The following is a 12,472-nucleotide window of genomic DNA, read 5'->3' as shown; positions in this document are numbered from 1 at the left end:
CTCAGAAGGAAATCCGCCTTGCGCATCGTCGCGATCTGGTTCGGCCGCCTGGCGACCGCCGCCCTGTGGCTGTCGGGGCTCGGCCTCGTCCTGATGACCGCCTTCACCGCCTGGCAGGTCTGGGGGCGCTTCGTCGTCAACGATTCCCCGAGCTGGACCGAGCCGGCCTCGGTCCTGATGATGGGCTGGTTCATCCTGCTCGGCTCGGCCGTCGGCGTGCGCGAGGGCTATCACCTCGGCTTCGACATCCTCGTCGTCGTGCTGCCCGAGACGCCGCGCCGGGTGCTGGTGACGATCAGCGACATCGCCGTGACCGGCTTCGGCGGCGCCATGGCCTGGTACGGCTACCAGCTCGCCGCAGGCACCTGGAACAACGTCTCGCCGGCGCTGAAGATTCCCGTCGGCATCAGCTACACGCCGCTGATCGTCGGCGGCGTCCTCATCGTCCTGTTCTCTCTCGAACGCATCCTGCGCCGGCTTGCCGGCCTTCCGGAACCGCATCTCGAAGCGGACCCAGCTGACTCGGTCGCCTGACATGGCTCTCACCATTCTCTTCGGCAGCTTCGTCCTGCTGCTCCTCATCGGCACGCCGATCGCCTTCTGCCTCGGCATCGCGTCGTTCCTGACGGTCGCCTATCTCGGCATCCCGCCGCTGATCGTCTTCCAGCAGATGAATGCCGGCATCTCGGTCTTCGCGCTGATGGCGATCCCGTTCTTCATCTATGCCGGCGACCTGATGGTCCGGGGCGACATCGCCGCCCGCCTCGTCGCGCTCGCGGCAAGCCTCGTCGGGCATTTCCGCGGCGGCCTCGGCCAGGTCAACATCGCCGCCTCGACGCTGTTCGGCGGCATCTCGGGTTCGGCCGTCGCCGACGCCTCGGCGATCGGCGGGCTGATGATCCCTCAGATGAGGCAACGCGGATACGACGTTGATTACGCGGTGAATATCACGGTCACCTCGTCGATCATCGCGCTGATGATCCCGCCGTCCCACAACATGATCATCTATTCGATCTCCGGTGGCGGCCAGATCTCCATCGCCGACCTCTTCACCGCCGGCATCCTGCCGGGCTTCCTGCTGGCGATGGGCCTCGCCGCGGCGGCCTGGTATGTCGCCAACAAGCGAGGCTATCCGATCACCGCCTTCGAGGGCTGGGGCAATATCGGCCGCCGGGCGCTCGGCGCGATCCCGGGTATCATCCTCATCGGCATCATCTTCGGCGGTGTCCGCTCCGGCGTCTTCACGGCGACCGAAAGCTCCTGCATCGCCATCGTCTATGCGCTGCTGATCACCCTCTTCGTCTACAAGTCGATGGGCTGGACCGACTTCGTCGCGGCGACCCTCGGCGCCGTGCGCACCACGGCGATGGTGCTCCTGATCATCGGCGCGGCGGCGGCCTTCGGCTGGCTGCTCGCCTATCTGCGGGTGCCGGCGCAGATGATCGACTTCATGCAGTCGATGACCGACTCGCCGCTGGTGATCTTCCTGCTCCTGAACGTGCTTCTGCTCTTCCTCGGCACCTTCATGGACATGTCGCCGCTGATCATCATCACCACGCCGATCTTCCTGCCGGTGGTGAAGGCCTTCGGCATGGACCCGGTGCATTTCGGCGTCATCCTCGTCCTCAATCTCGGCATCGGCCTCTGCACGCCGCCGGTCGGCGCCGTGCTCTTCGTCGGCTGCGCCGTGGCGAGAATCCGCGTCGCCGAGGCGATCAAGACGATCTGGCCGTTCTATTTCGCGGCCTTCGTCGTTCTGATGCTGGTGACCTACGTTCCGGCGATCTCCCTCTGGCTGCCGAGCGTCTTCAAATGAGTTCACCCGACCGACTGTCCCTCGAAACCCTGTCCGGTCTCCCCGAGACCGTTCAGACGCCGGCCTATGATCCGCGATCCGTCAGGCCGGGCATCGTCCATCTCGGCGTCGGCGCGTTCCATCGGGCGCATCAGGCCGTCACCCTCGACGACATCCTCGCCACCGATCCGCAATGGGGGATCGTCGGCGCCTCGCTGCGGCGGGCCGACATGCGCGACGCGCTCGCCCCGCAGGACGATCTCTACACAGTCGCGGTGCGCTCCGGCGAGGGGACGGCACTGCGCATCGTCGGCTCGATCCGGCAGATCCTCGTCGCGCCGGAGGACCCCGAGACGCTGCTCAAGGCGATGTGCGAGCCGGCGATCCGCATCGTATCGCTCACCGTCACCGAGAAGGGCTACTGCCACGATCCGGCGACCGGCGATCTCAACCCCGATCATCCCGACGTTAAAGCGGATCTCCAGAATCCGCGCGCGCCGACGTCGGCGCCGGGCCTCCTCGTCGAGGCCCTGCGCCGCCGCCGCGAGGCGAAGATCGTGCCGTTCACGGTGATGCCCTGCGACAATCTTCCGGCCAACGGTCCGACGGTGCACCGGATCATGGCGCAATATGCCGCGCTTCTCGACGACGGCCTTGCCCGCTTCGTCGAGCGCGACGTCGCGGTCGCCGGCACCATGGTCGACAGGATCGTCCCGGCGACCACCGATGCCGACACGGCCGAGATCGCCGCGGCGCTCGGCGTCGCCGATGCCTGGCCGGTTGTCACCGAGCCCTTCACCCAGTGGGTCATCGAGGATCGCTTCCCGACCGGCCGTCCGGACTTCGGCGCCTTCGGGGCGGAGATGGTCGCCGACGTCGAGCCTTACGAGCGGATGAAGCTCAGAATGCTCAACGGCTCCCATTCGACGCTCGCCTATCTCGGCTATCTCGCCGGTTACCAGACGGTTTCCGAGACGATGGCCGATCCCGCCTATGAGCGGCTGGTGAGCGACATGATGACCGACGAGATCATGCCGACGCTAGAGATGCCGGGCACCGACCTTGGCGGCTATCGCGACGCGCTCATTGCCCGCTTCCACAATCCGGCGCTGAAGCACCGCACGTGGCAGATCGCCATGGACGGTTCGCAGAAGCTGCCGCAGCGTTTTCTCGGGACGGTGCGCGACCGCCTGGCCGCGGGCCAGCCGATCGACCGTCTCGCCCTCGGGATCGCCGCCTGGATGCGTTACGTCATCGGCACCGACGAGAACGGCGCGCCGATCGACGTGAAGGATCCGCTGGCAGACCGGCTGAAAGCGATCGGCGCGGAGGCCGGCGGCGACCCGCAACGCCTTGCTGCCGCCTATCTCGGCGTCGCCGAGGTGTTCGGGCGAGACCTGAGCGGTGATCCGGCCTTCGTGGAGCCTGTGACGCGGGCGCTGGCGGCGCTGCTATCCAAGGGCGCGGCGGCCACGGTGAAGGACTTCGCGACGTGACGATGGAGAAAGGCGGGCCCATGGGCGAGACGACGGACACTGCAGGCGAATGGGTGACGGTCGATGCGCAGACGCGCCGGAGGATTCTTGCCCATACGCCGGAGATGATGGTGGTCGAGGTGGAGTTCCAGCCGGGCGGTGTCGGGGCGGAACATTCGCACCCGCACCTCCAGTCCTCCTACGTCAAATCCGGCACCTTCACCTACACGATCGCCGGCAAGACGCAGACACTCACCGAAGGCGACGGCGTCGTCGTTCCGGCGAATGCCCGCCATTCCGCCGAGACCGCCACGGGCGGCAGCCTGATCGACGTCTTTACGCCGGCCCGCGAGGACTTTCTTCCCGCCTGAGGCCGACCTTCGCCCATTAGCTGGATCGCACTTTGCCCTCCGGCAGAACCGCCACGCTCGAAACGGAGACGGATCCCATGAAGATCGAAACCCGCCAGGCGATCGACCCGCGCCACGCCAAGACCTTCGACACCGCGGCTCTGAGGGCCGAATTCCTGATGGAGGGGCTGTTCAAACCCGGCGAGGTCAGCCTCGTCTACAGCCACTACGACCGGCTGATCGTCGGCGGCGCAGTCCCCTCGAAGGGAACGCTCGAACTCTCCGCAGCCAAGGAAACCGGTACGCCCGGCTTCCTCGACCGGCGCGAGGCGGTGCTCGTCAATATCGGCGAGGCCGGCACGGTGACCACCGGCTCGGGCACTTACGACCTCGGTCATCGCGACATGCTCTATGTCGGCATGGGCGACGGACCGCTCGGCTTTTCCGGCGGCCATGCTCGCTTCTACATCCTCTCGGCGCCCGCCCACCGCAAGCTCGAAACCCGGCTGGTGACGATCGACGCGGCCAAGCGGGTCGATCTCGGCGCGGCGGAGACCTCCAACGACCGCTCGATCTTCCAGTTCGTCCATCCCGACGTCATGGAGAGCTGCCAGCTCGTCGTCGGCATGACGACGCTGCACGGCGGCTCGGTGTGGAACACCATGCCCGCCCATGTCCATGACCGTCGCTCGGAAGCCTATCTCTATATCGGCCTGCCCGAGGATGCCCGCGTCTTCCACATGATGGGCGAGCCCGGCGAGACGCGGCATCTGGTCGTCAGGAACGAGGAGGGCATCCTGTCGCCGCCCTGGTCGATCCATTGCGGCGCCGGCACCGCCTCCTACACCTTCATCTGGGCGATGGCCGGCGACAATGTCGACTACAAGGATGTCGACATGGTGGGAATGGAGGATCTCAAGTGACCTCGCCCTTCGACCTGACCGGCAAGCGGGCCTTCGTCACCGGCGCCAATACCGGCATCGGGCAGGGGATCGCCGTGTCGCTGGCCAGGGCCGGCGCATCCGTCGCCTGCGTCGGCCGCTCGTCGATGGCCGAGACCGAGGCGGCGATCGCCTCTGCGGGGGGCACGTCTTGCGAGCATCTCGTCGATCTCGCCGACAGGGACGCCGCCGTCGCGGCCTTCGAGGCGGCAGCGAAGAAACACGGGCCCTTCGACATCCTGGTCAACAATGCCGGGATCATCCGCCGGGCCGACGCCACCAACTTCAGCGAAGCCGACTGGGACGACGTCATCGACGTCAATCTGAAGACCGCGTTCTTCCTGGCGCAGGCCTTCGGCCGCTCGGCCATCGCCGACGGCCGCCACGGCTCGATCGTCAACATCGCGTCGATGCTGAGCTTCCAGGGCGGGATCCGGGTGGCGAGCTACACCGCCTCCAAGCACGGCATCGCCGGCATCACCCGGCTGCTCGCCTGCGAATGGGCGGGCCGCAACGTCAATGTCAACGCGATTGCGCCTGGCTATATCGTCACCAACAACACCGCTGCGCTGCGCGACGACGAGGACCGCTCTGCCGCGATCCTCGCCCGCATCCCGGCCGGGCGCTGGGGCGAGGCTTCCGACATCGGGGGTGCCGCGGTCTTCCTCGCCTCGGAGGCGGCGCGATACGTCCACGGCGCGGTGCTGCCGGTGGATGGCGGCTGGCTGGCGCGCTGACGGCGTGGGCCGGCGCCCGCCCGCCAGGTCTGGCGCAGAGCCTCTGGCGCCATCGTGAACGAGGCATTCCTTCGTCTATCTTGCGAATCCCCGCCGAAGCTCCCATTCATGTGGCGCCGGCGAGGCGGTGAGATCGCAAGTCCCGATGATGATCGACCGACGTTCCCTTCTGCTCCAGTCTGCAGCGACGCTGTTCGTCCCTGTCGCCCGGGCCGAGCCGCGCATCGACCGGATCGCGCTCTGGCCCGGCAAGCCGCCCGGCGGCGGCGGCCCGACCGGGCCCGAGGACGTCAGCCGGAAGGGCGCGGTCAGCAACATCTCGCAGCCGCGGCTCGACCGGGTGCTGCCCGAGCGGCCGAACGGCGCGGCGATCCTCATTGCGGCGGGCGGCGGCTACAAGCGCATCTCCATCGGCAATGAAGGCTTTCCGGCCGCCCGCTGGCTCGCTGCCCGGGGCATTACCGCCTACATCCTCACCTACCGCCTGCCCGGTGAGGGCTGGGATGTCGGGCCGCTGGCACCGCTGCAGGATGCCCAGCGCGCCATCCGGGTGATCCGCGCGGGAGCCATGGCCACCGGGATCGATCCCGAGCGGCTCGGGGTCCTCGGCTTTTCCGCTGGCGGTCACCTCCTCGGCATGGCCGCCGCCTGGTCCGGCGAAAACTCCTATCCGGCGGTCGACGCGGCCGACGAACTCTCGGCGCGGCCGGACGCCGCGGCGCTGATCTACCCCGTCATCACGCTGGAGCCGCCCTACGACCGCACCGCCACGCGGCGCTCGCTCGTCGGCGACAATCCGAGCCAGGCGGCGAGGGACCTCTGGTCGGTGGACAGTCATGTGCGGCGCGGCTGCCCGCCGATGTTCCTCCTCCAGGCGGCCGACGATCCGATCGTCGATCCGGCCAATGCGACGATCATGGCCGAGGCCTGCCGTGCTGCCGGAATTCCCGCCGAGCTGCATCTCCTGCCCGGCGGCGGCCATGGCTTCGGCATGGGCCGCGCCGGCACGCCGTCGGCCAACTGGGCCGATGGGATGACCGGCTGGCTGCGCCGCAACCGCCTCATCGCCTGACCATCCCGATTCGACGCCGGCACCGGCCTGTCGGGCGATCCCGGCAGCCCGTCGTCGCTTCCGATCACCGCTGAGTTTTCAGACAGTCGCCGCCCTGCCGTCGGTCATATCGCCGTGGCCGGAGGCCGGATCGGCGCGCGGAAAGATTTTGATACTGGCATCCGCTCGTATTCGTGTTATATCGCGACATATCGGGAATACGAAAAGGAGATGCACGATGCATCGATTTGCACGAGGATTCGGGCCCGGCGGCCCAAAGCGACCGGATGGTTTCCGGACGATGATGGAGATTGGCTGGCTGCGCGCCATGGGCGAGCACGGCCGCGGCTTCGGCCGGGAAGCCGGCCGCTTCGGCGGCCATCAGGGTGGCGAGCGGCGCGGCCGCGGCGGTGGGCGAGGGCGCCATGGCGGCCCGTTCGACTACGGCGATCTGCGGCTTCTCGTCCTCGCCATGCTGGCCGAGAAGCCGAGCCACGGCTACGAGCTGATGAAGACCATCGAGGAACGCTTCGAGGGCCGCTATTCGCCGAGTCCGGGCCTCATCTACCCGACGCTGTCCTGGCTCGAGGACATGGGCCTCATCGCGCTCTCGCCCGCCGTCGGCGGCCGCAAGAGCTACGAGATCACCGAAGCCGGGCGCGCCTTCCTTGAGGAGCAGCGCGAAAGGGTCGACGCCATCCTGCAGCGGGTCGCCAGCGGTGAGATCGGCCGCGGCGACGTTCCGGAAGAGATCGTCTCGGCGATGGGCGATCTGAAGCGCGCCCTGCGCTCCCGCCTGTCCGGCTCGCGGCCGTCGCAGGATGACATCGCGCGCTTTGCCGAGACCATCCGCAATGCCGCCCGGACGATCAGCGATCCGGAGTGAGGGGTGGCGGCGAAGGCCGCCAGACAAGGACACACGAAATGACAATGCACGATAGCGACGCCGCATTCCTGACGGATGCGGCGCCGACCCGCCGCGTCCGTCACGAGCTGAAGCGGCGCGATCTCACCGTGACTGCCATCGAGCGCCTCAGCCCGGCGATGCTGCGCATCGTCGTCGGCGGGCCGGAGCTCGACGGCTTCACCAGCCTTGGCGCCGACGACCACGTGAAGATCTTCGTGCCCGGCGAAAGCGAGCCGGAGCGGCGGGACTATACGCCCCGCCGCCACGACGCCGGGCGCAACGAACTGACGCTGGATTTTGCCGTCCACGATGCCGGCCCCGCCACTGCCTGGGCTTTGAACGCCAGGGTCGGCGACACGCTCACCCTCGGCGGTCCGCGCGGCTCGCTGGTCGTCGACCCGAGCGTGAAACGCTATTTGCTGATCGGCGACGAGACGGCCCTGCCGGCGATCGGCAGGCGCATCGAGGAAGCCGGGCCAGGCGTCGCGATCACCAGCCTCGTCGCAGTGCCGGCCAAGGCCGACGAGCAGACCTTCGAGACCAGCGCAGAGCTCGATGCCCGCTGGGTTCATCGCCCGCTCGAAGCGGCGAACGATGCCGGACCGTTGGTCGCGGCCCTTCGTGACGTCGCGATCGCGCCGGACACCTATGTCTGGATCGCCGCGGAAGCGTCTGTCGTGCGGGCGCTGCGGCAGGTGATCCTCGAGGAGCGCGGCCATCCGCGGGGCTGGTTCAAGGCTGCGGGCTACTGGGTGCGCGGCAAGGCGGATACGACGGAAAAGTTCGACGACTGACGCCGGCCCGATCGACAAGCAGCAAGGCCCGCGTCGTTTCCGGCGCGGGCCTTGCCATGTGCGGTCCCAACCGCGCCGATGTGCGCGGGGCGTTCGCTCGCCACGTCGACGAGGCTGACTTCATCGCTGTGGTCGGACTGTCTCCGTGCCCTCGCGACGGCCTCGATTTCCGGCCGGCGGCGCAGGATCTCGGCGTGAAGGCGCCATTCGCTGGAAGGCGTGCCGGGACCGTCGACCTGGCCGTCGAAATCGAGCCGGACGATCGCCTCCGGCGTCAGGCTGGCGGCCCTGCCGCCCGTCGGGGTGATCAGCAGCCCGCTTTCGCAGCGGATGCTCACATTGCCCGAACTGCCATGGTTGAAGCCCTTTTCGTCGAGAGCGCGAACCGCCTCGACGACCGAATGCCGCTTGTCCGTCTCGGTAAACATGGGCCCTGCCAACATCCTCTCGACATCACTTCTAGTGAGAAAAATTTCGATTATCAATCTGCAAAATCGATGTATGATCTGGCAGATGACGTGTTTGCTGGAATGTTCTGTCACTTGCGCAATCGATGCAGGACCATCTGTGCGTCCATCGGGACCGCGCCATTCGGCAAACAGGAAGTGAGCACCATGGATCTTGCCATCATTGCCGACGACCTGACCGGCGGCATCCTCATCGCCGCCTCGATCGAAGCCTCCGGCATCGCCTGTCCGGTGGTGCTCGGCGCGACTCTCGGCGAAAGCGATGGCGCCGCACCCGCCGTCGTCTTTGCGACGCGGACGCGCTTCGCGCCGGCGGCAGAGGCGGTCGCCACCGTCGCCGGGATCCTCGACCGGTTGGCAGAGCGTCCGCCGGTCCCGCAGGTGGCCTACAAGGTCTGCGCGAGCTTCGATTCCACCGATGAGGGCAATATCGGACCGGTCGCAGACCTCCTGCTCGAGCGTTTCGGCGATGCGCCGCTGCTGATGAGCGCCGGCTATCCGAAATACGCGACCACGGTGCATCAGGGCTATCTCTTCTATGGCGGCCGGCTGGTGTCCGAATCGACCAAGCGCCACGATCCGCTGACGCCGATGACCGATCCCGATCTCGTCCGCACCATTTCCCGTCAGACCCGGCACGCCATCGGCCTGGTGCCCCATGGCGTCCTGAAGGAAGGAGCGTCTCGCGCAGCAGAGGCCGTCGAAGCGCTTCGGGCCGAAGGCAAGGCGCTGGTGCTTTTCGACTGCTCCGACGACGACGACGCGCGGATCGGCGCCGAAGTGACCCTTCAGCGGCGCGCGACGATCGGCAGCGACGCCCATCTCATGGCCCTCGCGGATGTCAGGCTCAAGGGCGTAGCGAGACCGGCCGTGCCGCGCCCCGCCCATGCCAGAGGCCCGGCGGCGGCGATCTTCGGCAGTGTCGGGCCGGTGGCCGATGGGCAGGTCTCGGCATTCGAGCAAACCTGCCCTTTGCTGCGGATCGACCTCTTGGATCACCGTCCGGTCGAGGCGCTCGTCGTGGATGCGCTGCAATGGGCGGCAGGGCGCATCGGCGCAGCGCCCCTCGGCTTCACCACCGCCCCCGCCACCGAGGCCGGTATCACGGCCGCCCAGGCGGCCTTCGGCATTCTCGGTGCTGCCCGGCGGGCGGAAGCCATCCTCGCCGGCGTTGCATCCGGCCTCGTCGAACGGGGCGTGAGGAGGCTCGCCGTCTCCGGCGGCGAGACATCGGGCGCCGTGGCGATGGGCCTCGGCATCGCCTCGCTGCGCACGCTCCCCGACGCCGGCTTCGGCGGCGGCCTCTGCATCGCGACCGACCCGCAGCCGCTGTCCTTGTTCTTCAAGTCGGGCAAGCTCGGCGGCGAGGACGCGATGTTGCGGGCGCTGACTGCTATGTGCAACTGAGATTTGAGGGAGAGCGCTGCTCTCGACGATTTGGCGAGGCATCGGCATGGAGCAGAGAGGTCAGGGGAAGGGCGGCGGCACGAACGGCCGCCCGATGCGGCGGCGCGGGATCGAGCGCTACCAGCTGCTGCTCGATGCCACCGAGACCCTGCTGGCCGGCCATGCCGACGAGGATGTCAGCCTCGCCCAGATCGCCGCGGCCGCGAGGGTGCCGCTCGCTTCGGTCTATCACTTCTTTCCCAACCGCAACGCTGCCTTCGTCGCGCTCGCCCATCGCTTCAACGAAGAAATCTACGCGCTGTCGATCACGCCGCTTCGCGATCCCGAGCCTCAAAGCTGGCAGGAGCTCCTCGAGATGAAGCACGCCCGCGCCGCGGCCTTCCAGAATTCCCGCCCGGCGGCGCTGCGGCTGTTTCTCGGCGCCGGGGTGAGCGTCGCCGTCCGCAATGCCGATTTTTCCGGCAACGCCCGGATCGCCGCCGGCAGGGCACGGATGTTCGAAGCCTATTTTCACATGCCGCTGATCCCGGACTTCGTCACCCGGCTGGAGGTCGCCGGTGCCAGCCTCGACGGGATCTGGGCGATGTCCTACGGCAAGCACGGTCACATCACCGACGAGCTGCGGCGCGAGGCGACGGCGGCCTCGATTGCCTATCTGCGAAGGTTCCTCCCAGAGCACCTGCCGCGCAGGCCCCTCGACAGCGAAGCCCTCGACCGGATCGCCGCAGCATCGGCCTGAAAATCGGAAGCGATTTTCGGAACGCACGATGCGTAGAATGAAAGAGATAGTACGGCCCTTGTGCGTCCTATCGGACGCACGGCGTGCTACGGGGCGGCTGAGCGGGTCAGGCTCTCGCGGCGCGGAAGGCTTTCGCCCAGAGCGCGATCGCCATGCCGGCGAGCATCGACGGCAGGAAGACGAGGATGCCGGGCGTCATCAGCGGCAGCGCCGTCCAGGCCGGGCCGGGGCAGAAGCCGCCGATCCCCCAGCCGATGCCGAAGAGCGCCGCGCCGACCACCAGTTCGGCGTCGATGTCGCGCCGGCCGGGGATCTGGAAGTCCGACAGGACGAAGGGCCGCTCGCGCCGCCAGACGAGGCGGTAGCCGACGAAGGTGGTCAGCGCCGCGCCGCCCATGACGAAGGCGAGCGAGGGATCGAACGTTCCGAAGAGGTCCAGGAAGTTCAGGACCTTCGCCGGATCCGACATGCCTGCGAGGAGGAGACCGAGCCCGAAGATGAGGCCGCTGGCAAAGCCGAGGAGGATGCGCATGGGAAAGATATCCTCGATCAGAAGACGTGGCGCAGCAGGAAGACGGTGGCGAAGCCAAAGGCCATGAAGGTCAGGACGGCGACCAGCGAGCGCGGTGAAAGGCGGGCCAGGCCGCAGACGCCGTGGCCGGAGGTGCAGCCGGAGCCGGTCACCGTGCCGAGGCCGACGAGCAGGCCGGCGACCGCCATGGCCGGCAGGTTGCCCGGCACGGTCTGCAAGACCGGCGTCCCGGCGACGAGGAGAACCACGAGCGGCGCAGCGATCAGACCAAGGACGAAGGCGAGGCGCCAGTCCCAGTCGTCGAGGCGCATGGGAAAGGCGCCGGTCGTGATGCCGGAGATCCCGGCGATCCGCCCGAACAGCGCCATGACCATCACCGCGGAAAGGCCGATGAGGACACCGCCGAGGGCGGAGGCGAAGGGCGTGAAAGGGGTGATCGTGTCGAGTGGCATGGCAGGTGTCCTGATGGCGGCCGGTGGTCAGGCGAAGGCGGCGGCGCTTTTGTAGAGCATGTAGAGTGCGACGACGAAGATCAGGCCGGCAAAGGCGACATTGAGCGCGCCCTTCCTTCCCGACAGCCACCTTGCGACGACGGTACCGATCAGGCCGCCGGCAATGCCGCCGCCGACGAAGACGAAAGCCAGCGGCCAGTCGACGAAGCCGGAAAAGGCGTAGTTGAGCGCGGTCGTCAGACCGAAGGCGGCGACGGCGACAAGGGACGAGCCGATGGCGTTGATCATCGGCATGCCGGTGGATGCGACGAGACCCGGCACGATGAGAAAGCCGCCGCCGATGCCGAAAAATCCGGAGAAGATGCCGGTCAGCCCTCCGAAGCCGACCACCTTCGGGGCGTTCTCGCGATTGCACTCGGCGCCGGGATTGCCGGCCTGACGGCGGTTGCGGAACATCAGGACGCCCACGACGACCATCAGCAGTGCAAAGAGAAACAGGAGCTTCTGACCGTCGATCGCCTTGCCGAGGGTCGAGCCGAGAAACGCTCCGACGATCCCCGCGACGCTGTAGACGGCGGCGCAGCGCCATTTGACATTGCCGAGCCGCGCATGGCTGACGAGATTGGTGCCGGCATTGGCCGCGACGGCAAGAGCGCTGGTGCCGATCGCCATGTGGGCGTTCGGCACGCCGACGAGATAGACCATCAGCGGCACGGCGAGGATCGAGCCGCCGCCGCCGAAGAGGCCGAGGGTCAGCCCCACCAGCGATCCGGAAAAGGCGCCGAGCAGATACTGGAACGGGTCGAGTGTCATCGTGGAACCTCG

The 12,472-nt window shown here is 67.8% G+C and carries 15 protein-coding genes; 11 read left to right on the top strand and 4 right to left on the bottom strand.

The genetic code is table 11. From position 1 onward, the window contains the following. Positions 1 to 18: 18 nt before the first annotated feature. The 9 genes from E3C22_RS03760 (at position 19) to E3C22_RS03720 (ending at position 8,050) form a co-directional block, all read left to right on the top strand. Positions 19 to 534, top strand: a complete 516-nt coding sequence (locus tag E3C22_RS03760; RefSeq protein ID WP_245514742.1) for a TRAP transporter small permease — start codon at positions 19 to 21, stop codon at positions 532 to 534. Between the two features lies 1 nt (position 535). Next, positions 536 to 1,816 (top strand): TRAP transporter large permease, encoded by a 1,281-nt coding sequence (locus E3C22_RS03755; protein ID WP_134760335.1) that lies wholly within the window; start codon positions 536 to 538, stop codon positions 1,814 to 1,816. Then, on the top strand, positions 1,813 to 3,291 hold the full coding sequence (locus tag E3C22_RS03750) for a mannitol dehydrogenase family protein (protein ID WP_134760334.1): 1,479 nt from the start codon (positions 1,813 to 1,815) through the stop codon (positions 3,289 to 3,291). The genes E3C22_RS03755 and E3C22_RS03750 overlap by 4 nt, the downstream gene beginning before the upstream one ends. 20 nt (positions 3,292 to 3,311) lie before the next feature. Then, positions 3,312 to 3,641 carry a cupin domain-containing protein gene (locus tag E3C22_RS03745; RefSeq protein WP_134760332.1) on the top strand — a complete coding sequence of 110 codons (330 nt, stop codon included), beginning with the start codon at positions 3,312 to 3,314 and terminating at the stop codon, positions 3,639 to 3,641. A 77-nt stretch (positions 3,642 to 3,718) separates the two neighbouring features. Continuing rightward, entirely contained in the window at positions 3,719 to 4,543 is an 825-nt protein-coding gene (gene kduI, locus E3C22_RS03740; protein ID WP_134760330.1) for a 5-dehydro-4-deoxy-D-glucuronate isomerase, read from the top strand. Further along, a complete protein-coding gene (gene kduD, locus E3C22_RS03735) occupies positions 4,540 to 5,298 on the top strand; it encodes a 2-dehydro-3-deoxy-D-gluconate 5-dehydrogenase KduD (protein ID WP_134760328.1) in 759 nt (252 codons plus the stop codon). The genes kduI and kduD overlap by 4 nt, the downstream gene beginning before the upstream one ends. A gap of 148 nt (positions 5,299 to 5,446) precedes the next feature. Continuing rightward, positions 5,447 to 6,370 carry an alpha/beta hydrolase gene (locus E3C22_RS03730; protein WP_134760326.1) on the top strand — a complete coding sequence of 308 codons (924 nt, stop codon included), beginning with the start codon at positions 5,447 to 5,449 and terminating at the stop codon, positions 6,368 to 6,370. A gap of 280 nt (positions 6,371 to 6,650) precedes the next feature. After that, the gene (locus tag E3C22_RS03725) at positions 6,651 to 7,235 is read left to right on the top strand and encodes a PadR family transcriptional regulator (RefSeq protein WP_167591617.1); all 585 of its coding nucleotides are present in this window, start codon (positions 6,651 to 6,653) and stop codon (positions 7,233 to 7,235) included. 44 nt (positions 7,236 to 7,279) lie between these two features. Beyond that, complete coding sequence (locus tag E3C22_RS03720; protein ID WP_134760933.1) at positions 7,280 to 8,050, top strand: siderophore-interacting protein; 771 nt, start codon at positions 7,280 to 7,282, stop codon at positions 8,048 to 8,050. Here E3C22_RS03720 and E3C22_RS03715 read toward each other — a convergent pair. Beyond that, complete coding sequence (locus tag E3C22_RS03715) at positions 8,002 to 8,592, bottom strand: class II aldolase/adducin family protein (RefSeq protein ID WP_134760322.1); 591 nt, start codon at positions 8,590 to 8,592, stop codon at positions 8,002 to 8,004. The genes E3C22_RS03720 and E3C22_RS03715 overlap by 49 nt on opposite strands. 72 nt (positions 8,593 to 8,664) lie before the next feature. Here E3C22_RS03715 and E3C22_RS03710 point away from each other — a divergent pair, with 72 nt between their 5' ends. Beyond that, entirely contained in the window at positions 8,665 to 9,924 is a 1,260-nt protein-coding gene (locus E3C22_RS03710; protein ID WP_134760320.1) for a four-carbon acid sugar kinase family protein, read from the top strand. 46 nt (positions 9,925 to 9,970) lie between these two features. Then, a complete protein-coding gene (locus E3C22_RS03705; protein ID WP_134760318.1) occupies positions 9,971 to 10,663 on the top strand; it encodes a TetR/AcrR family transcriptional regulator in 693 nt (230 codons plus the stop codon). A 106-nt stretch (positions 10,664 to 10,769) separates the two neighbouring features. Here the strand turns inward: E3C22_RS03705 and E3C22_RS03700 are convergent, their stop codons facing one another. The 3 genes from E3C22_RS03700 to E3C22_RS03690 are packed head-to-tail and all read right to left on the bottom strand — an operon-like array spanning position 10,770 to position 12,460. Then, positions 10,770 to 11,195: a DUF6691 family protein gene (locus tag E3C22_RS03700; protein WP_134760316.1), complete on the bottom strand. Its 426-nt coding sequence runs from the start codon at positions 11,193 to 11,195 to the stop codon at positions 10,770 to 10,772. A gap of 17 nt (positions 11,196 to 11,212) precedes the next feature. After that, complete coding sequence (locus E3C22_RS03695; protein ID WP_206026896.1) at positions 11,213 to 11,647, bottom strand: YeeE/YedE family protein; 435 nt, start codon at positions 11,645 to 11,647, stop codon at positions 11,213 to 11,215. Between the two features lie 27 nt (positions 11,648 to 11,674). Next, positions 11,675 to 12,460 (bottom strand): sulfite exporter TauE/SafE family protein, encoded by a 786-nt coding sequence (locus E3C22_RS03690; RefSeq protein ID WP_134760314.1) that lies wholly within the window; start codon positions 12,458 to 12,460, stop codon positions 11,675 to 11,677. Between the last annotated feature and the right edge of the window lie 12 nt (positions 12,461 to 12,472).

The organism is Jiella endophytica, from assembly GCF_004519335.1.
GTDB classification, from domain to species: Bacteria; Pseudomonadota; Alphaproteobacteria; order Rhizobiales; family Rhizobiaceae; genus Jiella; species Jiella endophytica.
The sequence above is the reverse complement of the archived record's forward strand: the minus strand, read 5'-3'. Positions and strand labels throughout refer to the sequence as shown.